Genomic DNA, 20515 nt, shown 5'->3' on the forward strand with positions numbered 1-20515 from the left:
GGTTTTCCGCCCCTTACTGACGCAGGCCGGACAGGCCGCGCCTCAGCCGCATCACGTAGCCGATGATTTCGGCAACCGCGTGATAGTGCTCGACCGGGATCTCCCGGTCGATCTCGACCGTCGCATAGAGCGCCCGGGCCAGCGGCACGTTCTCCACGATCGGAATGTCGTGCTCCTTGGCGACCTCCCGGATCTTGAAGGCGATGATGTCGACGCCCTTGGCGACGCAGATCGGCGCCGACATGCTGCGGTCGTAGGCCAGCGCCACCGAATAGTGGGTCGGGTTGGTGATGATCACCGAGGCCTTCGGAACCTGGGCCATCATGCGCTTCTTGGCGCGCTGGACCCGCAATTGCTTGATCCTGCCCTTGACGTGCGGGTCGCCTTCCGACTGCTTGAACTCCTCCTTCATCTCCTGCAGCGACATTTTGTGACGCTCGTACCAGGTCCGGTACTGGAAGAAGTAATCGGCGATCGCGACCGCAGCGAGGATGGCCACCACCGCCGCCAACAGGTGCACCGTCATGCCGGTGATGGCGGGCAGCAGCTCGGCCGGATCGACCCGCAGGAAGGATTCCATCCGCATCCGATCGGGCCACAGCACCGCGACCATCACGGCGCCGAGCGCGATCAGCTTGAACAGGCCCTTCAGGAAATTCGCCACCGCCTGCTTGCCGAACAGCCGCTTGAAGCCGGCAGCCGGCGAGATCTTGGAGAATTTCGGCTTGAGCTGCTCGCCCGACCACACCAGCTGATGCTGCACCATGTTGCCCGCGATCGCGGCCAGCGCCAGCAACAGGAACGGCACGCCGATCGCGGCGACCACCGCGTAGCCGAGCGACTGTGTCAGCGCCAGCAGGCCGGCGCCGTCGGTGCGGATCATCCATGAATTGGCGATCAGGTTGCGCAGCGGCATCAAGATGCCGCTGCCGATCGAGCCCGAGAAGGTCGACAGCACCAAGGTGCCGCCGGCGATCACGAACCAGGTGTTGACCTCCTGGCTCTTGGCGACGTCACCTTTCTCGAGGGCTTCATCGAGACGTTTTTGCGTAGGGTCTTCTGTTTTGTCTTCGGTGTCGTCCGCCACTTCTTCTCCCCCTAATTCATCGGAGCGAGCTGGCGCATGACGCCGAGGAAATAGTCGAGATAGGTGTTCATCATCGCCGCGAGCACGACGCCGAAGATCAGGAACCCGACCATGATCGAGAGCGGCACGCCGACGAAATAGACCTGCATCTGCGGCATCAGCCGCGCCAGCACGCCGAGCCCGATGTTGAAGACCAGGCCGAACACCAGGAACGGCGCGGACAGCTGCAGGCCGATCTTGAAGGCGGCTGAGAAGGCCGAGGTCGCAAGCGCGGCGACATCGCCGGTCGGCATGATCTCGCCCGGCGAGAAGATCCGGTAGCTCTCGCTCAGCGCCGCAATGACGAGATAGTGGCTGTCGGTCGCAAACAGCAGCGTGAGGCCGAGGATGGTGAGGAAGTTGCCGATGATCTGGCCCTGTTGCCCCTGGGTCGGATCGACCGCGGTGACGAAGCCGAGGCCGAGCTGCTGCGCAATCACGGAGCCCGCGACGTTGAGCGCCGACAGCGTCACCCGCGCGGTCGCGCCGAGCACGATGCCGATGATGAGCTCATGCACCATCAGGACCCCGAGCGAGGAGATCGACGTCAGGTCGACATGATAGGCGTTGCGATGCAGGGGAAGGATGATCAGCGTCAGCAATAGCGCGATCGACAGCTTGACCCGCGCCGGGATGTTGCTCTCGCCGAAACCGGGCAGCAGCATCACCATCGCGCCCACGCGCGCGAAGACCAGCACGAAAATCGCGGCCAGCGCCGGCAGCAGGGAGACATCGATGCGCATGACCGCGGCATTAGTGCATCAACCGCCGATGATTCGCGATGAAATCCGCATCATGTGGCTGGAGAGCGAGTCCGCCATGAACGGCAGCGCCAGCAGCAATGTGACGAAGATCGCGAGGATCTTCGGCACGAAAATCAGGGTCTGTTCCTGGATTTGCGTCAGCGCCTGGAACAGCGACACCACGACGCCGACCACGAGGCCGACCACCATCAGGGGCGACGACACCACCACGATGGTCCAGATCGCATCGCGCGCCACGTCGAGGGTTTCGGGGCCGGTCATTGTTGAGTTCTCGCTGTCAGTTGTTTGCACCGTCGTTCCGGGGGCGATGCAAAGCATCGAACCGGAGCCTCGAGATCCCGGCTCGATGCTGCGCATCGCCCCGGGATGGCGTCGCAAGCGACGTCAAATCGGCATCTTCATGATGTCTTCATAGGCCTGGATCACGCGGTCGCGCACCGAGACCAGCGTCGACACCGCAACGTCGGTGTCGGCGACCGCCGTCACCACGTCCATCACGTTCGCCTTGCCCGAGGCCATCGCCATGGTCTGCGCGTCGGACTTCTTGCCCGCTTCCAGCACGCTGCCGACGGAGTCCTTCAGCAGCGCGCTGAAGGATGGGCCGGCGACGGCCTGCCCGGCCTTCTCGGCGCCGCCGCGCTCCATCATCTTGGCGAGGTTGGCGTAGGCGTTGGCGGCGACTGTCGGTGTAGCCATGATTTACGTTCCCTGTTCTTGTTGCGTCAGGACTTGAGGATGTCGAGCGTGCGCTGGATCATCCGCCGCGTCGCGCTGATAATGTTGAGGTTGGCCTCGTAGGAGCGCTGGGCATCGCGCATGTCGGTCATTTCGACCATCGCATTGACGTTCGGATATTTGACGTTGCCCGAGGCGTCCGCCGCCGGATTGCCCGGCTCGTGCTTGACACGGAACGAAGACTGGTCGGGGCGGATCCGGCCCAGCGCCACGACCTGGGCGTCGAGCGTGCGATCGAGCGTGGAGGAGAAGGTCGGCACCTTGCGGCGGTAGGGGTCGCCGCCCGCGGTCTGCGCCGTCGAATCGGCATTGGCGATATTTTCCGAGATCACCCGCATGCGCCCCGCCTGCGCCCGCAGGCCTGAGGTCGCGATGCTCATCGAGCGGGCGAAATCGCTTGTTCCATCTGCCATGGGATCCTCCTGCCGCCGTCAGGCCTTTGCTGGTTGGGGCACGATCTCCGCGCAAACGCGTTCCGCGTTTGTCGCGACGGAAAGCCGCTTCACACTTTTCCGGGTCATGCCCTAGCCCTTGCCGATCGCGGTTTTCAGCAGATGCAGGCTGCGGCTGTAGAGCGAGGTGACGGCCGCATAGTCCATCTGGTTGGCCGACACTTTCAGCATCTGCTCCTCGAGATTGACCGCGTTGCCGGCCGGGCGGGTCTGAAACCCGCTCTTGCCGCGATCGTTGTCGAAGCTGTCGGGCGCCCCGGACGCCGCCATGTGGGTGGTGCTGGTCTGCATCATCGGCAGCGTCCCCACGCCGCCGCCGACCGTGGCGCCGGCCCGGTCGAACTTCGGCTCGACCAGGTCGCGCGGCCGGAAGCTCGGCGTGTCGGAATTGGAAATGTTCTCGGCGAGCACCCGCTGGCGCTCCTGGTGCCACTGCATCTTGGTGCGCAACGCCGACAGGATCGGGAGATCGTTCATGGCCATCGCCGCGGCTCCGTTAACCTCTGGGCTCTTCCGAGGTAGGCAGAATTTGCCCGGTGTATGGTTAACAGGTGGTTAAAATGCCGGACGGATCCGTGGAGAACGCCGCAACTGCAGCCTGCGAGCGCATTTTCGCCACGAATGCTGCGTTAACCAGCACAAACCAAGACAGTGTGGGGCACTGAGAAGTCGTTTTGGGACAAGCGATTCTTGGTTTATTAATAGAACAGTGGGCTGCAAGCCGCTGGGAATTAAGAAATAAGGCGAATCTCGGGCGCGATTCGCTGCGCAAACCGCACCTATCAATCCGCGCCCGTTGATGGCGAAAGCTGAGGAAGGCCAAGATGGCCGGGGACTCCAATATGCAGGTCATTACATTCGTCTTGGCATTCGTTGTCGTGCTGGCGCTGATCGGCGTGACCGCATGGCTCGTCCGCCGCTTCGCCGGAAACCGCCTCGGGGCCAACGCCAACCGAGGACGCATGCCGCGCCTGGCGGTGATCGACGCTGCCGCCGTCGACGGGCGCCGCCGCCTAGTGCTGGTCCGCCGCGACAATATCGAGCATCTCCTGATGATCGGCGGCCCCACCGATATCGTCGTCGAGCCGAATATCGTCCGCGCGATGCCCGCGCGCGATCAAATGTCGACCCGCCCCGCGGTTGCAGCCGATGCCGCGCCGCCGCGCGTGGCGCCGCTTCCGGATGCAGCGTGGAACGAGAGCGAAGCCGCCCGCTCCGACAATTTCGAGCTTCCCGAGCAGGAGCTGCCGCCGCGTCAGGCGCGGCCCTCCTTCGCCGACGAGCTGCGCCGGCCCCCGCCGCCGCTCGCCGAGCGTCGCAGCGATCCGCTCGCGGGCTTCACGCCCGAACGCGGCGAGCCGCGGCCCGATCCGATGCCGCCACGCCTGCCGCCGCGCTCCGAGCCGGTCGTCCCGCGTCCGCCGCGCGCCGCCGAGCCGCCGAAGGCACCGCCGCCGCTGCGCACAACCGAGCGCGCCGTGACGCCGCCGCCACCGCCTCCCCAGGCACCGCCGCCGGCTGCGACGCAGGCGCCTTCGGCCGCGCCGCCTCCATCGAACGCCGACGCCAATCTCGCCGAGATGGCGCAACGGCTCGAAGCGGCGCTGCGCCGCCCGACCGGCGCCGGCGAGACCGTCGCGCCGCCGGTTGCGCCCGATGCGCCGCCGGTGCGCCCGCAGCGCAGCGAGCCGCCCGCCCCGCCCGCCGGCGGACAGAAGAGCGGGTTCGAAAATCTCGAGGACGAGATGGCCTCGCTGCTCGGCCGACCGAAGAATCCTTCGTGAGACCAGGGGCAGTCCCGCGTAGAGTTTTTTTCATCGCTGTCCTGATCGCCGCCGGATCCCTCGCTGATCCGGCGATGGCGCAGGATATCAGCATCAATCTTGGCGGCGGCAATGGCGGCGTGACCGAGCGCGCGATCCAGCTGATTGCGCTGCTGACGGTGCTGTCGATCGCGCCGTCGATCCTGATCATGATGACGTCGTTCACGCGCATCGTGGTCGTGCTGTCGCTGCTGCGCACCGCGCTCGGCACCGCCACCGCGCCGCCGAACTCGGTGATGATCGCGCTTGCGATGTTCCTCACCGCCTTCGTGATGGGCCCGGTGCTGCAGAAATCCTATGACGACGGCATCAAGCCGCTGGTCGCCAACCAGATCGGCGTTGAGGACGCGTTGCAGCGCGCCTCGGTCCCCTTGCGCGGCTTCATGCAGAAGAACGTCCGCGAGAAGGATTTGAAGCTGTTCATGGACCTCTCCGGCGAGCCGCCGCCGGCGACGCCGGAGGAGATGTCGCTGCGCATCCTGGTCCCGGCCTTCATGATCTCCGAGCTGAAACGCGCCTTCGAGATCGGCTTCCTGCTGTTCCTGCCGTTTTTGATCATCGACCTCGTGGTCGCCTCGGTCCTGATGTCGATGGGCATGATGATGCTGCCCCCGGTGGTGGTCTCGCTGCCGTTCAAGCTGATCTTCTTCGTGCTGGTCGACGGCTGGGCCCTGGTCGCCGGCAGCCTGGTGCAAAGCTACGGGGGGTAGCCCCGCAAAACATTCATGGCCCGTCAGCTGGATCGGCCACACCGTTGCACTATCATGCGCGGCACCGCATCCAGGGAGCCGCGCCGTGCAGCAGCCATTCGACCGCGCCGCAGAAGACCTCGGCAACGCCATCCATCTTGAACATGTCAACGTGCAGGTGCCCGACCAGCGCCTCGCCACGCTGTTCTACGTCGCCGGCATCGGGCTGACCCGCGATCCCTATCTGATAGTCTCCGACAGCAACATGTGGGTGAATGCCGGCCGCAGCCAGTTTCATCTGCCGAGCGGCCGGCCGCAGGTGCTGCGCGGCGACACCGGCATCGTGATCGCCGGACGGCAGGCCCTGCTGCAACGGCTCGCCGCGGTCGCACCCAAGCTCGAGGGCACCGCGTTCAGTTATCGCGAGCGCAACGATCACGTCGAGGCCACCTGCCCCTGGGGCAACCGGCTGCGCTGCTTTGAACCGGACGCCGAACGGTTCGGGCGCATCGCGCTCGGCATGCCCTATGTCGAGTTCGACGTGCCGCGCGGCCCGGCTGAGGCGATCAGCCGGTTCTATCCTGAGATCATGGGCATCCCCGCCAGCGTCGTGAACAGTGACGGTGTCGTCGCGCGCGCAAAAGTCGGCAAGGATCAGTATCTGCAATTCCGCGAGAGCGACGCGGCGCAGGGTGAATTCGACGGCCATCACATCCAGATCTACATCACGGACTTCTCGGGCCCCTATCAGCGGCTGCGCGGGCGCAATCTGGTCTCGCGCGAGGACAATCAATACCAGTACCGCTTCTGCGACATCGTCGATCCGGCCGACGGCCGGCATCTGTTCACCGTCGAGCACGAGGTGCGCAGCGCCACCCATCCGATGTATCTGCGGCCGCTGGTCAACCGCAATCCGGCGCAGACCAACCGCACCTTCGCCAACGGCTACGACCAGGCGCCATGGGCGATGGGGCCGGACCAGTATGACGGCTGAGCGCGCGCTCTTCCACGTCACGCCATCATCCGCAAATTCCAGCAACGAGACGACATGCTTCCTTCCCAGCGCCATCTGTTCGAGATTCCACGCGAGGTCTGCTACCTGAATTCGGCGTCCTACAGCCCGCTGCCGCTGAAGACGCTCGACGCCGGCCGCGCGGCGGTGGGACGCAAGGGCCAGCCCTGGACGATCGATCCCGGCTTCGCTAGCCGCCAGCATCAGCGCGCCCGTAGCGCGGCCGCCCGCCTGATCAATGCCGCACCTGACGATGTCGCGCTGATCCCCGCGATCAGCTACGGCGTCGCGACGGTGGCGAAAGCGCTGAACATTCCGCGCGGCACGCGCGTCATCGTGCTGGAGAACGACCATTCCTCGCCGGTGCTGGAATGGCACGCCCGCGCCGAGGCGCAGGGCTTCGTCGTCGACACCGTGCGCCAGCCCGCCGACGGCGACTGGACATCGGCCGTGCTCGGGGCGATCGAGCGGCCAGGCGCGCCGCCGGTCGGCCTCGCCTCGATCTCGTCGGTGCACTGGTCGGACGGCGGCTTGATCGATGTCGACAAGGTGCAGGCCGCGCTGCGGCGGCAGGGCGCGATGTTCGTGATCGACGCGACGCAGAGCGCGGGTGTCGTGGCGATGGACGTGACAAGACTCGACCCCGACGCCGTGATGTTTCCGACCTACAAATGGCTGATCGGACCCTACGGCCGCGCCTTCCTCTACATTGCAAAACGCCACCAGAACGGCGTGCCGCTGGAGCAGACCTCCAGTGGCCGCCGCAACGTCAACTCCGAGAACCCGGTCTATTTCGGCGATCTCGCCTATGTCGACAACGCCACGCGTTACGACATGGGCGAGCGCGATCATTTCATCACGCTGGAGATGGCCTCGATCGGCATGGAGATGATGGCGGAATGGGGCGCCGCTGCCGTCAGCGCGCGGCTCGCGATGCTCAACGAGCGGATTGCCGACGGCGTGCGTGACCTCGGACTCGACGTGCCGGCGCGCAGCATGCGCGCGCCGCACATCCTGAGCCTCGGCATGCCAGGTGGCATCTCGAAGGAGTTGATCGCGCGGCTCGCCGCCGAGAACATCCATGTCGCGCTGCGGCTTGGCCGGATGCGGATCTCGCCGCACGTTTTCAACGACGAGGCCGATGTCGATCGCCTCGTCGCGGTGCTCACGAAAGCGCTGCGCGGCTAGGTAGACTTGTGCCGCAGTCCGACGACGCTGAATAATTCAATCGCCAGCGCGACAGCCACTCCGGCCGCGCCGATCAGGAACAGCAGCGCATAGTCGCCGCCGCTGTGCGCGAACAGCCAGGACAGGCCGTAGGCGCCCGCCGCCTGGAACAGCGCGAAGGTCGTGGTGGCCTGCGCCCAGGCTGAACGCTGGCTCGCTGCCGAATGCGGGATCAGCTCGTGGATGCGGCCGATCACCAGCGGCACGATGCCGGGCGTGAAGCCGCCGACGATCAGGCTCGACCCGATCAGCGCAGCAGGCGAATTCGTCACGGCGGGCAGCGCAACCGCAACGGCCTCGATCAGGAACGCCGCGCGCAGCGCCGCGGCGAAGCCGGCGCGATCGGCGAGGTGTCCCGTGAGCAACGGTCCGACCACGGCGCCGATGCCGTACAGCACCCAGTAATGCGATCCCGCCGCGATCCCCTGCCCGAGCCCGCGCGCGACGAAATCGACCAGGAACACCATGTGCGGCACCAGCGCCAGCGCGTTGAGGCCGTATTCCAGGCACAGCGCGATCACCAGCGGCGAGCGCACGCCGTGCGACGCAACGGGCTGCTCCGCCACGCCTCGCGCGGCGGGAGCTTCGGCGGGCCACGCCTTCCAGCTGATCAGTGTCAGCACCGCCGACAGCACGCCAAGGCCGTACCAGGCCTGCTTGACGCCCTGCTGCAGCAACAGCGGCACCAGCGTGCCTGACGCGGCGACGCCGAGGCCAACACCGGCAAAGATCACGCCGCCGATCAGGCCGCGCTTGCTCGGCGCGGTATGCGGCAGGATCGCCGTCGCCGCCAGCACCATGATCACGCCGCCGCTGACGCCGGCGAGAAAGCGGAAGCCGAAGAACCAGATGAAGGAGATCGGCACCGCGCAGGCAAAGCAGGTGATGGCGGCCAGCACCATCATGCCGCGCAGCGCCCATACCGAGCCGATGCGCGCGCCGAGATCGCGGGCGATCAACGCGCCGGCGAGATAGCCGGCAAGGTTGGCGGCACCGAGATAGACCGCTTCCGCCGGCGTGAACCACTTTGCGGCGATCAAAGCGGGGATCAGCGGTGTATACGCGAAGCGCGCCAGTCCGAGCCCGACCAGCGAGGCGCAGAGCCCCGCGGCCGCGCACAGCCACAGCGGCCCGCCTGCATCCCGGTGCGGCTCGGCGTGATGATGGCGCCTGTCATGATCGACATTGGCTGACATGGACATCGCAATAGGCGCTCCGGCCGTTCGTGAAAAATGATTAGTTGCGATCGCAGCAATCGTTCACGGCGATCGCGGCGCACCGCTCCCGATCGGGAGAGGTGCCCGGTTCGATGTGATGAAAGCCGTCAGCGGGACGATGCCGCCGCGGAAGCAGCGAGCTTCTTGCGATAGTCGACCGCGGGCAGCCCGCCCCAGCCCCAATTGTCGGTGTCGACTTCCTCAATGATGACGAAGGTCGATTCCATGGGCTTGCCGAGCACGTCGCGCAGCAGCTCGCTGGCGCCCTTGATCAGTGCGGCTTTCTGCTCCAGCGTGGTGGACGACGCACCCGGCGCCGTCCCCTCACGCGTGACCTGGATGGTGACGATAGGCATGACACGCTCCGGATCGTGCTCGTTAGTGGCCGGCGCTCTGGCCGCCGTCGACATGCAGGATCTCGCCGGTGACGAAGCTCGAATTCTCAAGGAACAGCACGGCGTCGACGATGTCCTTGGCTTCACCCATCCGGCCGACCGGATGCTGCTTGGCAAGGAAGTCGTGCGTCGCGGGCGCGTGCATCGGCGTCTTGATCACACCGGGCGAGACCGCGTTCACGCGGATGCCCTTGTCGGCATATTCGATCGCGAGCGACTTGGTGGCGGCGTTCAGTCCGCCCTTGGTCAGCGTCGCCAGCACCGAGGGAACGTTGCTGTTGGCGTGATCGACCAGGCTGGTCGTGATCTGCACGATGTGCCCGGATCCCTGCTTCACCATCTCCCTGGCGGCGCGGCGGGTGATGTAGAAGAAGCCGTTGAGATTGGTCGCCAGCACCTGCGCGTAGTCCTGGTCGGTGTAGTCGGTGAACGGCTTGGCCAGGAAGATGCCGGCGTTGTTGACCAGCGTGTCGATGCGGCCGAAGCGTCCGAGCGCCTGCTTGACGATGCGGTCGGCAACTTCGGGATCGCCGATGTCGCCTGCGACGGTCAGAACGTCGCTGTCGGTCGACGGCTTGATGCTGCGGGAATTGGCGACGACGCGCCAGTTGCGGTCGCGATAGCCCTTGACGATGGCGTCGCCGAGGCCCTGCGACGCACCGGTGACGATGGCAACCTTCTGCTCTGCACCCATGATCTCTCTCCATCTGTTGCTGAAGCGACCCAGCGCCGCTTCGATGGAGAGCAAGCTAGATACATCCGCTTTCCGCGCGAATGCCCGCTATTCGGCAGACACTCTTCCGCGGCGCGAACGACTGGCGTCATCGGGCTTTCGCGCCGGCCTTGCTGGCCTCGCGCGACAGCCGCTCGAAATAGCGCTTCAGCCGCGGCGTCGTGAAATCGACGAAGGCGCGCACCTTGGGCACGTCGAAGCGGCCCTGCGGCGCCAAAAGATGCACCGGCAATGGCGGATGCTCGTCCTTGGCAAGCAATATCCGCAGCCGCCCGTCGCGGATTTCCTCGGCGATGTGATACGAGAACAGCCGGGTGACGCCGTGTCCTTCGCTGGCCGAGGCCACTGCCGCGCGCACCGTGTTGACCACCAGCCGCGGTGCGAACTGGACTGCGCGCGCGATCTTCGACTTCGCGGCCGGCGGGAAGCTCCAGGAGTCGAGGCCGAAATGCGTCATGGCGATGATCTGGTGCTTCGCCAGGTCCGCCGGCTCGCCGATCAGCGGATGCTGCGCGAGATAGCCGGGGGATGCCGCGACCACGCGGCGCACCTCGCCGAGCTTGATCGCGATGAAATTGGAATCGGCGAGATGGGCGATGCGCAGCGCGACGTCGATCCCCTCGTCGATCAGATTGACGGTACGATCGAGCATCACGAGCCGCACCGACACCGCCGGATATTGCGTCATGAAGGCATCGAGCACCGGCCGCAGCACATCCTCGCCGACGACGACGGGCGCGGTGACGGTCAGCGTACCGCGCGGCACCGACCGCTCGCCGCCGGCCGAGGTGTCGGCTTCCTCGAGCTCGGTGAGAATGCGCCGGCACGCCGCCGCATAGCGCTGGCCGGCATCGCTCAGCTTCAGCGAGCGTGTCGTGCGATGTAACAGCTCGGCGCCGACATGATGCTCAAGGAAAGCGATCGCCCGGCTGACCGCCGCCGGCGAGCGCCGCAGTTTCCGCCCGGCACCGGCGAGGCTGCCCTCGTCGACCGCCGCGACGAAGACTTTCATGGCGTCGATGCGGTCCATCGATCCCCCCGCTTCGCGGCCGCCGTTACTCCGTCACGTCATACTGCTTGCTGAGGTGGTCGCCGATCTGCACCAGCATCGCGACGCATTCGGGATAGCCGGGCCTCGCCACCGTGGCGTCATCGGCGCTGGCGCGAAACTCCCAGCTGTCGCCGTCGCGCAGCACGGAGATGTCGATGCCGTCGGGGCAGTTGGCATGGGCCTTCAACTCGGCCCGCGCCATCTCGATGAGTTCGGCTTCGGTCTTGATCGGCTTGCTCATGTAACGACGTCCTCCCGGCGCTGTGCAACGGGCGCCATGGTTGCCGATTTGACGGCAGGATGTCGAGAGCACGCGTGCGATCACAACCAGTTGCAATTGACAAAATGCTCGTCTCCGGCGAACATTTGGCAGGGTCGATACCACCCGCCGCTTGCACCCCGCCCGGGGACGGTGAATGTATCAAGCCATGTTTCAGGCTTCCTTTGCCCGCACGAACGGGTCAGCAACGCAAGCCCCTGACGCCTTCCGTTCGTCGATGCAAAGGTTGATCCCATGCGCGACTTTCGTGATGCCAAGACCATGGCGCAGACGCTGCGCGAAGCGCTCGGCGCCAAATCGATCCCCCTCACCCACAGCGACAGCCTGGAGCTGATCGCCAAACTGTTCGGCCAGCGCGACTGGAACACGCTGGCGGCGCGGATACAGGCCGCCGGCGGATCTGCCGACGTGCCGGCCTCCGCTCAGCAATCGCCGCCGGACGCGGTGCGGCAAGAGATCGCAGTCGCTCCGGCGGTGCTCGATGGCTATGCCGGCTTCTACCAGCTCAGCGAGCAGGCCGTCCTCAGTGTGATGCGCGAGGATCACCACCTGGCTGTACAGCTCACCGGGCAGCGTGCCGTGGCGTTCTTTGCGGAGAGCCAGACCGAGTTTTTCGCCAGGGAGGTCAACGCGCAGATCAGCTTTGTCATCGCGGCTGACGATCAGGCGACGTCACTGATCCTGCATCAAAATGGCGACAAGCCGATGCCGCGCATCGACGCTGCAAGCGCGAAGCAGATTGCGGATCGCACCGCGGAACGTGTGAAGAACCAGTCGCCGGCTCCCGGAACCGAGGCCGCACTCCGCCGCCTGATCGAGGGGGTCGCATCGGGACAGCCCGACTATGCGGACATGATCCCCGCGCTCGCCGCGGCGACCCGCGAGCAATTGCCACACCTGCAGCCTTTCCTCGCCGACCTCGGCGCGATCGAGTCCACACGCTTCCTCGGCGTCGGCGCGCAGGGCGAGGATGTCTACAGTGTGCGACACGCCAACGGCGCCTCGCATTGGCGGATCGCGCTCGACGCCACCGGGACCATTTCGACCGCGTGGGTGTCTGCCGGGCCGTGAGCCCCTGCGCTGCTACGGCGTCGCGCTGGCGCGGCGCTCGCCCTTGATCGCCGGCAGCGCGCTCACCGGCGCGGCCTTTGGCTTGTCAGTCATCGATCCGGTCGCGACCGGATCGGGCAATGGCGCGCGGGCGGTGGCGTCGGGGAAGCGGGTCTTCATCTCACGGATGAAGCCGTCGAGCGTGTCGACGCTGGCGGCCATTCGCGCGATCTGGGCGAATTCGGCGCTGGAGGTCGCGACCGGCTTGCTGGCCGAGTCGAAGGCGAGCTTGTCGGCATCGCCGGACATCAGCGGCGCGTATTTCTCGCGGAACCGGGACAGCCCGATGGCGTCCTCGGCAAGCGCGTAGCCGACCACGGCGCGGATGATGTCGGCCTTCTCGCCCGGATTGAGCGGGGTGAAGTCGCGCCAGCGGTCGCCATAATAGAGCTCGATCTGCTCGGACGCCTCGCGCCAGTGCCGCGACGCCCAATAGATGTCGGAGCGCAGCCGGATTGCCTCGCGGCCGGTGATATTCGAGATGATGTCGAGCGCGAGATCGTGCCGGCCGACGTCGCTCTGCGCGCGCGCCTCGAGCAGCAGACGCTGCTGACGCAGTTCGCCGGAGAGATCCGCGATCCGCGTCGAGCGCAGCGCGGCAATGGCGCGGTCGGGCTTGCGGTTCATCAGATAGACCATCGCAAGGCGCGCCGCGACCTGGGCGCGGGCCGCACCTTCGAGCCGCTTGTCGACCTGGTATTGCAAGAGGTCGGCGGCCTGGTCGAGCAGATCGACACCGACCAGGCGGTCGGCGAGACGGCGGATCATCTCGTCGCCGCGGCGGCCGATCGGCGTCAGCTCGCGGTATTCGTAGAAGGTGCCGAGCGCATCGATCGGCGACATCTCGTCGCCCCTGGGGCCGAGGTAGAGCTGCACGAACAAGGCCGAGGCGGCATCCTGCGCCTGGCGCGATTCCGGCGCGTTCGGCTGCAGCCGGGTCGCGGCACGCGTGACCGCGAAGGCGTCGGCATAGCGTGCCGTCTCGGCGTAGATCTTCGACAGCACGTACAGCGTCTTCAGCTCGATATTGTCGCCGCGCCACAGCATCGACAGCAGTTCGAGTTCCTTCAGCACATCGTCGCGGCCGATCTCGCCGCGCTTCTGCTTGAGCAGCGTCTCCAGCAGCCTGCCTTCGGCGGCAGCCTGGCGATCGGCCGAATTGGCGGCGAAGCGATAGGCGTCGAGCGCATCCTTCTCCTGGCCGAGCGCCTCGGCGAGCCGGCCGCGCAGCACCGCGACCGCGGGCTTCAGCTCGCCGGGAACGCCGACCACGTCGAGATCGCTCTTGCGTCGCGCGGCGCCGGCATAGTCCTTGACCTCGAGCGAGGCCTTCATCGAGTCCATGGTGACGATGCGCTGCAAATCGGGCGGCAGCGTCGCCACCGCGAATTCGGCGTTCTTGAACTTCTCGCGCGCCTCGGCCCATTTGCCCTCGCGGGCGAAAGCGAGCCCCTTCCACAATTGGGAATCGTAACCGTTGCCGATCACCGGATTGGCGAGATCCTTCAGGCCCTGCGCCGGGTGGCCGATGAGGATGCTGGCGACTGCGTGCACCATCACCACCGACGCCGTCTCGCTGCCACGCTTGCTCTCGGACAGGATCAGATTGGCGACACCATGGGCTTCCTGGTACATGCCGCGCGCCATGTAGAAGTCGGCGAGATCGAGCCGTGCCTGCGGCAGCTGCTCGGCATTGGCCGACGCGGCCGCCGCAATCAGGCCGTCGAGCTGCTTGAGGAACGTCTCCGACTGGTTCTTGCGCCACTCGTCCGGATCGAACAACGGCTTCACCGCCGCGGTCGCCCGCTCGGCGGCGACGTCGGCCGATGACAGCGTCAGGCCGCCGGGTCGGCCCAACATCACCTTGTCGGCGCCGACCTCGGCCTTGACGTCGTCCGCGTTCGGATGAACCACGACGCCGTGGATCGATTCCAGCAGCGACAGCTCGACGAAATCCTGCCGCTTGATGACGCCGCGGGTCGGCGGCGGCGCGGTCACCACCCAGAGCGTATCGCCGGCGTCGGGATCGACCAGTCTGTGCAGCTGGCCCGGATTGGCGAGCGGCACGCTGACATTGGCGAGCGAGGGCTCCGAGATGTTGCGCACCACGGTGAGCGGCAATGGCGGCTTCTGCACGCGGTCGGCAAAGGTCAGCGTCCAGCTCACGCCGCGCGAGCGGTCGTCGCTTTCGAGCGACGGCATCTGCGGCCGGTTGAGGCGGAAGCGCACCGCCTGGCCCTTGTCCAGCGCGATCCGGCTGACATCCGATATCAGCGAGCCGGCCTTGGCGCGGACCGGATCGACGTCGATTGCCTCAGCGGTGTCAAACACCATCCAAACCGTGTCGGCGCGGCGGAACAACGCCGCCGGCGTCGCGCCGGGGAATGAGAACGTCACGCGCAATCCGTCGCTGTCGCGCTGGGCTTCAACCGCAGGCTTGCCACCGGCACGGGCCTCGGCAGCAGGCGGCGATGGCGCCGCAGCCGCCTTCGGCGCTTCCATCGCCGGCGCGGCGGCGGCGGCGGGCACCGGCTTCGGCGCGTCGGTCACGGGCGCCGTGTTCTGCTCCGACAGGGAGCCGGCACCACCCTCGTGCGGCGGGGTCGGCGCAGCAGCGTTCTCGGCGTCGGCCGCAGGTGCGGCCGCGATTTTCGGCAGCTCCGGATCGGTCAGTTCCGATCGGGGCTGCTCCGTTTTGGCGGGCGCGGCCGCCGGTTGCTCGCCCGTGGCTTGCTCGGGTTTGAGCGGCTCGGAGCGCTGCGGTTCGGACTTGGCAGGTTCTGACTTCGCCGGTTCGGGTTTCGCCGGCTCGGATTTGGACTGTTCGGGCTTGATCTCGATCTTGGCCTGCTGGGCGATGCTTTCCGATGTCACCGGCGCGATCGCCGCGGCGCCTTTCGGTTTGGCGCGCGGCGTCGGCAACAATGAGCTCAGCGAGGGCTTTGCCGCCTGCTGCTCGTTCTGCTGGAAGGCGACATCGACGATGTAGTTCTTCTCGTCGCGGAACGAATGCACGTCGACATCGCCAATCAGCGACACGTCGACTGCCGACGTGTCCGTGTCGGCGCGCGCGCTGATCGACGCGACATTTGGCGGGGCGGCGACCTTGGCATCGGCAAGGTCGAAGGTCAGGACCGAATTGAACGACAGCGTCAACTTCTGCTCGTTCAGGACCGAGGAGACGCTGACCCCGTCGGGCACCTCGAACACGAAGCGGACGAAGGTGGGCTGCACCAGCGCGCGAACGCGCACCGGCGGCTTCTTCCTGGCGGCGTCGGCGGCGCGCTGCATGCGCAGCAGGCGCTCGGCGGCTCGGGCGCGCTCGGCAAGCTCGCGGATCACCTCCTGCGGCAGCGACGGCGGCGGGCCGGTCCAGCTGTCGGGCAGGAAGTCGATGAAGATCCGCTCGCCGGCGGTCATGGTGTTGATGCTGACGCGACGCGCCAGCGACAGGCGGATCGCCGAGCCGTCGGGATCGCGACGCGCGGCGCCGACATAATCCGGCACCGCATCCTGCAGTTTCTCGACGGGGATATCGACCGGACGCTTGAAGCGGATCACGATGATCGAGCCGGCGGTCGTGACCTCCGACTCGACATCCTCCTTCAGCTTCAGCACCAGCCGGGCATAGCCGTTCGCGGCAGAGAATGTCGCCTCACCGGGCACCGCGTCTTCGGCGCGCACCGCGGTCGGATATGCAAGAGTTGTCAGCGCAAGGGTGGTGGCAAGCAGGCACAGACGCGCGGTCCGCGCCGAGGCGCGGCCTAGCGACCATGTTCCAGCGGCAGCGGTTCGCGCCATCTCGAAACGTCTTCTCGGGACCCCAGCCATACCAAGCGCGAAGCGCCCTCGCCCACGCCTCCCGATCTTGGATCGGGCGGCGTTAAGGACCTGTTAACGTCAACGGATTGTTTCGGACCCGACCGCTGCCACGGAATGGCTGTGTACTATAGTTGACAAATCGATCGCGTCGTGTATGATCCAGGTCGTTCAGACCGACGCTTTTGCGCACTGGCTCAACTCGCTAGCCGACATGAAAGCGGTCGCCCGGATCGGCGCACGCATCCGGCGTCTCGAACTCGGAAATCCAGGCGATGTGAAATCGGTGGGCGAAGGCGTGAGCGAAATGCGGATCGATTACGGCCCCGGCTACCGGGTGTATTTCACGCGTCGAGGCAAAACCATCGTGCTCCTGCTTTGCGGTGGCGACAAGCGAACCCAAAGCAAGGACGTCAAGGCGGCCCAGAAGATGGTGAAGGAGATTTGAGATGCCGCTCAAGACGACCAAGTTCGACATCAAGGATCATCTGAAGACGCTGGAGCAGCAGATCGCCTATCTCGAAGCGGCGCTGGAAGAGGACGATCCCTCGTTCATCGCGACAGCTATCGGCGACATCGCCAGAGCTCGCGGCGTATCGCAGTTTTCGCGCGAAACTGGCTTAAGCCGCGAAGTGATCTACAAGTCATTCCGGCCCGGCGGCAATCCGACTATTGAAACCCTGAACAAGGCGACAAAAGCGCTCGGTTTGAAGCTGAAGCTTGTTCCGAGCGCCGCCTAGCTGCGCAGATAGCGGTGCGCGCTATCCTCGCAGAACTGGAGTCAGCCAAGGGCCCGCTGTGCGGCTCTGACCGGACAGGATTTATAACGAGGCTTACTCCGCGCTGCCGGGTACCGTGCGCAAATACGCCACGATGGCATCGAGGTCATCGGGACTGATCCGGGCGTAGTAGTGGTATCCCATCGGTCGACCGAGACGGCTGCCGTCGCGGCTGACACCTTCGGTGATCGCACGCTTGATCTCGTCGTCGCTCCATGTGCCGATCCCATTCGTCTTGTTCTGCGTGATGTTGCGTGAGACCGAGATTCCCCACGGCCCGGAAAATTTGACGCCACCGGCGCCAAGGCTGCTTTTGTATTCTCGTCCCCTCGGTCCAATCGGCGTATGGCACGCCATGCAATGCGCGATCGTGACGAGATAGAATCCCTTCTGCACCTTGTCGCTCATCATCGGTTCGGCGAACGCGTTCTCGCCGCCCGGCGGAACGTTCTCGACCTGAGGCACCTTGTAGATCGGATCGGGCACCTTGTTGTGGACCGGCGTGATCGTACGCAAATATGCGACGACCGCATCGAGATCATTTTCCGTCAGGATGTGATAGAAGCTGGTCGGCATGACCATCGCGGTATGCACGCCCTTTGGGGTTTTGCCCGGTCCGCAGCAGTTTCTTGATATCGGCATCGCTCCAGTTTCCGATGCCTGTTTCCTTGTCTTGCGTGATGTTGGCGGCATGCACTGTGAACGGCGGCTCGTCCCAGTATCCTCCGCCCGAGAACGCCTTCTCCAAAACATCGCCGTTCGGTCCCTTGGGCGTGTGGCAATTGCCGCAAGCCAGAATGCCGTTGACAAGGTAATCGCCCCGTTTGACCAGTTCGGATTGGGCCCATGCCAGATTGGTGGTGGCGATGACGACAAGCATCATGAACAGGCTACGCATATTGGTTTCCTCGAAATTTCTTGGTGACTAAAAATTCAATCTCTGATCGGGCGCAGCTTCGCGCCCGGCACAAATGAGCAATTCAATCAATCAACTCAGGCCGCGGTCCATGCGACCGCAATCACGGAAGGCTCCAAAACAGCGAAGTCGCGCTCGCCTTCCTCACGCCAATGCTAGACTCGCATCAAGCAATTTGGCAATGTCTGCGATGGCTCTGCTGCAATGGCCTTGGCGCCGTTCGGCGCGGATGTACGCCGAGGGGCCCAAGAAGGGCCACAAGCCGCCCTGCTCCGCCTATGTCGGCGAAGGATCCTGACCATCAGGCCGGCGATTTGCGGAAGCCTTGTGCCCGCTGGTCCATTGCACCGGATCGGGGCGACTTGGCGAACTCGGCCGCAGACATCGAAGCGGCCAAGCCGCCCTGTTGATTGGCAATAATGATTTATCGCAACGCGGAAGCAGCCCTGCTGCCTCACTCGATTTCCGATTGTTCTACAATAATTTCTTTTGAGAGGATCACCCATGCGAAAGCCACTATCAATTCTTGCTCTTTTAATGAGTGTCTCGATTGCCCAAGCCGATCCGAAGGAGGACGCAGCGCAGCTCGTTGAGCGCTGGAGCAAAGCCTTCGCTGACGCCGACCTTGAGGGTATCGTCAGTTTCTATGCCCCGGAAGCGACCATGATCGGAACGTTCGGCAAGGTCGTCATGACGACGCCGGAGCAAATCCGCAAATACTTCGAAACGACAATCCTCAATTCGCGCCCCAACACCGTGGCGCTGCAAAGCGCAGAGACTCTCCTGATCGACGAGAGGACGGTGGTGCTCGCCGGGTTCGACACCATCTCCGGGGTCATGAAGGATGGCCAGCCTTATAGCAGCCTCGGCCGCGTCACATTCGTGATCGCGAAGCAAGGCTCGGATTGGAAGATTGTCCATCTGCACCGGTCTCCTCTCCCGAAAACCTGACGGCAGCCCCGTCAATTCGTCTTCGGCGTGAGCATCGTGGCTTCGTTCTTGGGAAGGTCGTCGGTCGAGGCCGATTTGTCGCCGCCGGCGCGGCGATTGGCGACCTAGCGCAAAGTGAGGCGCTGCTAACTCAGACCGCCGCGACCTCTCGCTCGCCATGCGCCGCTTGCCGCGTCTGCGTGCTCTCCCGGACCAGCAACCAGCAGAACAGAATGATGACCGGAGAACCAAAAGGCAGCGGCTTCACGACCGACAGTTGATAGAGGACAGGTAGGTAAAAGACCATCGGCGCGAGAAACGTCACGCCAAGCACCATTTTCGACCAGGCCGGAAAGCCGACCTTCAACCATTCGCGGAGCATCCAGGCCAGCGGCAGCGCCATGATGAGCATGTCGTAGAACAGGCAGAACGGCGTAATCAGAAGGCAGGCGAGCACGATGATCGAGCGTTCGGTGGCAGCACTGATCTTCTGACGCAACATCCAGACCAGCACACACGTCATGCCCAGCGCCACGAGGCCGTGAATGATAAAGGCCGTGTTGACGCCGGCCCCGAGCAGGCGCGCTGTCGCGTACACGCTCTGCAGCAATGAAAACTCGACGTCGCCGTTCTCCAGAGCCTGTCGGGCCGAGTGAGAGACGTCGAGGAAGTTGAGCCACGTATCCAGGCCGAACAGCAGCACGGACAGCACGACAAGCGAAATCGACGACACGCCTGCCCAGATCAGCGTGCGCCAGCGACCTGTGACGATCAGGGCGATCGGCACGGCCAGCGCCAAATGCGGTTTGATCACCATCAGCCCGAGGATCGCGCCCGCGAGCTTTGGCCTCCGGTCCATGATGTTGAGACCGCACCCAAGGATCGATGCCGTCAGAAAGGCGTTCTGCCCTGCCACGGCATTAAGATAGACCGGCGCATAGGCGAGGATCGCGACCAGGCACCAGGGCGTTCGCAAGATACGCCAGATCACCGCGGCGAACGACGCCGCCGTCGTACCAATGAATACGAACAGCGAGACGAAATACGGCGCGAGCGCGAGCGGCACGCACAAGAGCAGCATCGTCGGCGGATAGAAGAACGCCTCGTAGCCCTCTCGCAGGTATGGAGCTTCCGCGAGCAGATGCAATTCGGGTACATAAACCTCGGCAGGATGCCCGGCTAACACCTGGAGCGACGCTGCCCAGAACGTCAGGAAGTCCGAGCCGAGCAGAAAGTTATTCGCGCCATAGCCGCCATCGCGGTAAAACAGCAAAAGCGACCTCGCAAGGGTCAGCACCAGCACAATAGCGACGCCACTCACGTACAATCGGGCGCGCGGCGCGGTGAGCCATGGCATGTCTTTCAGCATCGGCAATTCCTGAAACACCACCTTGAGACATAGCGACTTCAATTCCAGAATGACAAATCGGCTGCAACTTAACGCTACCGGTTAAGGC

At 65.1% G+C, this 20515-nt stretch carries 23 protein-coding genes; 8 read left to right on the forward strand and 15 right to left on the reverse strand.

Annotation, left to right across the window (positions count from 1 at the left end; translation table 11 throughout):
• Positions 1-13 precede the first annotated feature (13 nt).
• From flhB to flgB, 6 genes are all read right to left on the reverse strand, one after another.
• Complete coding sequence (gene flhB / locus ACE10X_RS28365; protein ID WP_375763192.1) at positions 14-1087, reverse strand: flagellar biosynthesis protein FlhB; 1074 nt, start codon at positions 1085-1087, stop codon at positions 14-16.
• Positions 1088-1098: 11 nt separating this feature from the next.
• Complete coding sequence (gene fliR, locus ACE10X_RS28370; protein ID WP_016844767.1) at positions 1099-1869, reverse strand: flagellar biosynthetic protein FliR; 771 nt, start codon at positions 1867-1869, stop codon at positions 1099-1101.
• 18 nt (positions 1870-1887) lie between these two features.
• Entirely contained in the window at positions 1888-2151 is a 264-nt protein-coding gene (fliQ, locus tag ACE10X_RS28375) for a flagellar biosynthesis protein FliQ (protein ID WP_016844766.1), read from the reverse strand.
• Positions 2152-2274: 123 nt separating this feature from the next.
• Positions 2275-2586: a flagellar hook-basal body complex protein FliE gene (gene fliE / locus ACE10X_RS28380; protein WP_038385464.1), complete on the reverse strand. Its 312-nt coding sequence runs from the start codon at positions 2584-2586 to the stop codon at positions 2275-2277.
• A 26-nt stretch (positions 2587-2612) separates the two neighbouring features.
• Entirely contained in the window at positions 2613-3038 is a 426-nt protein-coding gene (flgC, locus tag ACE10X_RS28385) for a flagellar basal body rod protein FlgC (protein ID WP_018272466.1), read from the reverse strand.
• Positions 3039-3149: 111 nt separating this feature from the next.
• Entirely contained in the window at positions 3150-3560 is a 411-nt protein-coding gene (gene flgB, locus ACE10X_RS28390; protein ID WP_038385465.1) for a flagellar basal body rod protein FlgB, read from the reverse strand.
• Positions 3561-3919: 359 nt separating this feature from the next.
• Between flgB and ACE10X_RS28395 the strand changes: the two genes are divergently transcribed.
• The 4 genes from ACE10X_RS28395 to ACE10X_RS28410 all read left to right on the forward strand — a co-directional run bounded on the left by ACE10X_RS28395 (position 3920) and on the right by ACE10X_RS28410 (position 7789).
• On the forward strand, positions 3920-4861 hold the full coding sequence (locus ACE10X_RS28395) for a flagellar biosynthetic protein FliO (RefSeq protein WP_375763193.1): 942 nt from the start codon (positions 3920-3922) through the stop codon (positions 4859-4861).
• Complete coding sequence (fliP, locus tag ACE10X_RS28400) at positions 4858-5610, forward strand: flagellar type III secretion system pore protein FliP (protein ID WP_063709685.1); 753 nt, start codon at positions 4858-4860, stop codon at positions 5608-5610. Before ACE10X_RS28395 ends, fliP begins: the two co-directional genes overlap by 4 nt.
• Positions 5611-5695: 85 nt before the next feature.
• Positions 5696-6583 (forward strand): hypothetical protein, encoded by an 888-nt coding sequence (locus ACE10X_RS28405; RefSeq protein WP_375763194.1) that lies wholly within the window; start codon positions 5696-5698, stop codon positions 6581-6583.
• A gap of 54 nt (positions 6584-6637) precedes the next feature.
• A complete protein-coding gene (locus ACE10X_RS28410) occupies positions 6638-7789 on the forward strand; it encodes an aminotransferase class V-fold PLP-dependent enzyme (RefSeq protein WP_375763195.1) in 1152 nt (383 codons plus the stop codon).
• On the opposite strand, the gene ACE10X_RS28415 is transcribed toward ACE10X_RS28410, so the two are convergent.
• The 5 genes from ACE10X_RS28415 to ACE10X_RS28435 all read right to left on the reverse strand — a co-directional run bounded on the left by ACE10X_RS28415 (position 7786) and on the right by ACE10X_RS28435 (position 11465).
• On the reverse strand, positions 7786-9030 hold the full coding sequence (locus ACE10X_RS28415; protein WP_375763196.1) for a YbfB/YjiJ family MFS transporter: 1245 nt from the start codon (positions 9028-9030) through the stop codon (positions 7786-7788). The genes ACE10X_RS28410 and ACE10X_RS28415 overlap by 4 nt on opposite strands.
• Positions 9031-9152: 122 nt before the next feature.
• On the reverse strand, positions 9153-9401 hold the full coding sequence (locus ACE10X_RS28420) for a 4-oxalocrotonate tautomerase family protein (RefSeq protein WP_375763197.1): 249 nt from the start codon (positions 9399-9401) through the stop codon (positions 9153-9155).
• A gap of 22 nt (positions 9402-9423) precedes the next feature.
• Positions 9424-10134: an SDR family NAD(P)-dependent oxidoreductase gene (locus ACE10X_RS28425; RefSeq protein ID WP_375763198.1), complete on the reverse strand. Its 711-nt coding sequence runs from the start codon at positions 10132-10134 to the stop codon at positions 9424-9426.
• A 127-nt stretch (positions 10135-10261) separates the two neighbouring features.
• Complete coding sequence (locus ACE10X_RS28430; protein ID WP_375763199.1) at positions 10262-11203, reverse strand: LysR family transcriptional regulator; 942 nt, start codon at positions 11201-11203, stop codon at positions 10262-10264.
• A gap of 25 nt (positions 11204-11228) precedes the next feature.
• Complete coding sequence (locus ACE10X_RS28435; protein ID WP_038385472.1) at positions 11229-11465, reverse strand: hypothetical protein; 237 nt, start codon at positions 11463-11465, stop codon at positions 11229-11231.
• 273 nt (positions 11466-11738) lie between these two features.
• Here ACE10X_RS28435 and ACE10X_RS28440 point away from each other — a divergent pair, with 273 nt between their 5' ends.
• Entirely contained in the window at positions 11739-12575 is an 837-nt protein-coding gene (locus ACE10X_RS28440; protein WP_038385473.1) for a glyoxalase superfamily protein, read from the forward strand.
• Between the two features lie 12 nt (positions 12576-12587).
• Here the strand turns inward: ACE10X_RS28440 and ACE10X_RS28445 are convergent, their stop codons facing one another.
• Positions 12588-16415, reverse strand: a complete 3828-nt coding sequence (locus ACE10X_RS28445; RefSeq protein WP_375763200.1) for a tetratricopeptide repeat protein — start codon at positions 16413-16415, stop codon at positions 12588-12590.
• Between the two features lie 175 nt (positions 16416-16590).
• On the opposite strand from ACE10X_RS28445, the gene ACE10X_RS28450 reads away from it, so the two are divergent.
• Together ACE10X_RS28450 and ACE10X_RS28455 are read left to right on the forward strand one after the other, a co-directional pair.
• A complete protein-coding gene (locus ACE10X_RS28450; protein ID WP_028339802.1) occupies positions 16591-16881 on the forward strand; it encodes a type II toxin-antitoxin system RelE/ParE family toxin in 291 nt (96 codons plus the stop codon).
• 1 nt (position 16882) lies between these two features.
• Positions 16883-17173 (forward strand): addiction module antidote protein, encoded by a 291-nt coding sequence (locus tag ACE10X_RS28455; RefSeq protein WP_028339801.1) that lies wholly within the window; start codon positions 16883-16885, stop codon positions 17171-17173.
• A gap of 93 nt (positions 17174-17266) precedes the next feature.
• Here the strand turns inward: ACE10X_RS28455 and ACE10X_RS28460 are convergent, their stop codons facing one another.
• Entirely contained in the window at positions 17267-17788 is a 522-nt protein-coding gene (locus ACE10X_RS28460) for a c-type cytochrome (RefSeq protein ID WP_051003039.1), read from the reverse strand.
• Complete coding sequence (locus ACE10X_RS28465; RefSeq protein ID WP_051003040.1) at positions 17751-18110, reverse strand: hypothetical protein; 360 nt, start codon at positions 18108-18110, stop codon at positions 17751-17753. The genes ACE10X_RS28460 and ACE10X_RS28465 overlap by 38 nt, the downstream gene beginning before the upstream one ends.
• 522 nt (positions 18111-18632) lie before the next feature.
• Between ACE10X_RS28465 and ACE10X_RS28470 the strand changes: the two genes are divergently transcribed.
• On the forward strand, positions 18633-19079 hold the full coding sequence (locus tag ACE10X_RS28470) for an SgcJ/EcaC family oxidoreductase (RefSeq protein WP_080583385.1): 447 nt from the start codon (positions 18633-18635) through the stop codon (positions 19077-19079).
• A 130-nt stretch (positions 19080-19209) separates the two neighbouring features.
• Here ACE10X_RS28470 and ACE10X_RS28475 read toward each other — a convergent pair whose 3' ends face one another.
• Complete coding sequence (locus ACE10X_RS28475; protein ID WP_157788010.1) at positions 19210-20427, reverse strand: glycosyltransferase family 87 protein; 1218 nt, start codon at positions 20425-20427, stop codon at positions 19210-19212.
• Positions 20428-20515: the final 88 nt, after the last annotated feature.

Source organism: Bradyrhizobium sp. Pha-3 (genome assembly GCF_042258325.1).
GTDB lineage: Bacteria > Pseudomonadota > Alphaproteobacteria > Rhizobiales > Xanthobacteraceae > Bradyrhizobium > Bradyrhizobium elkanii.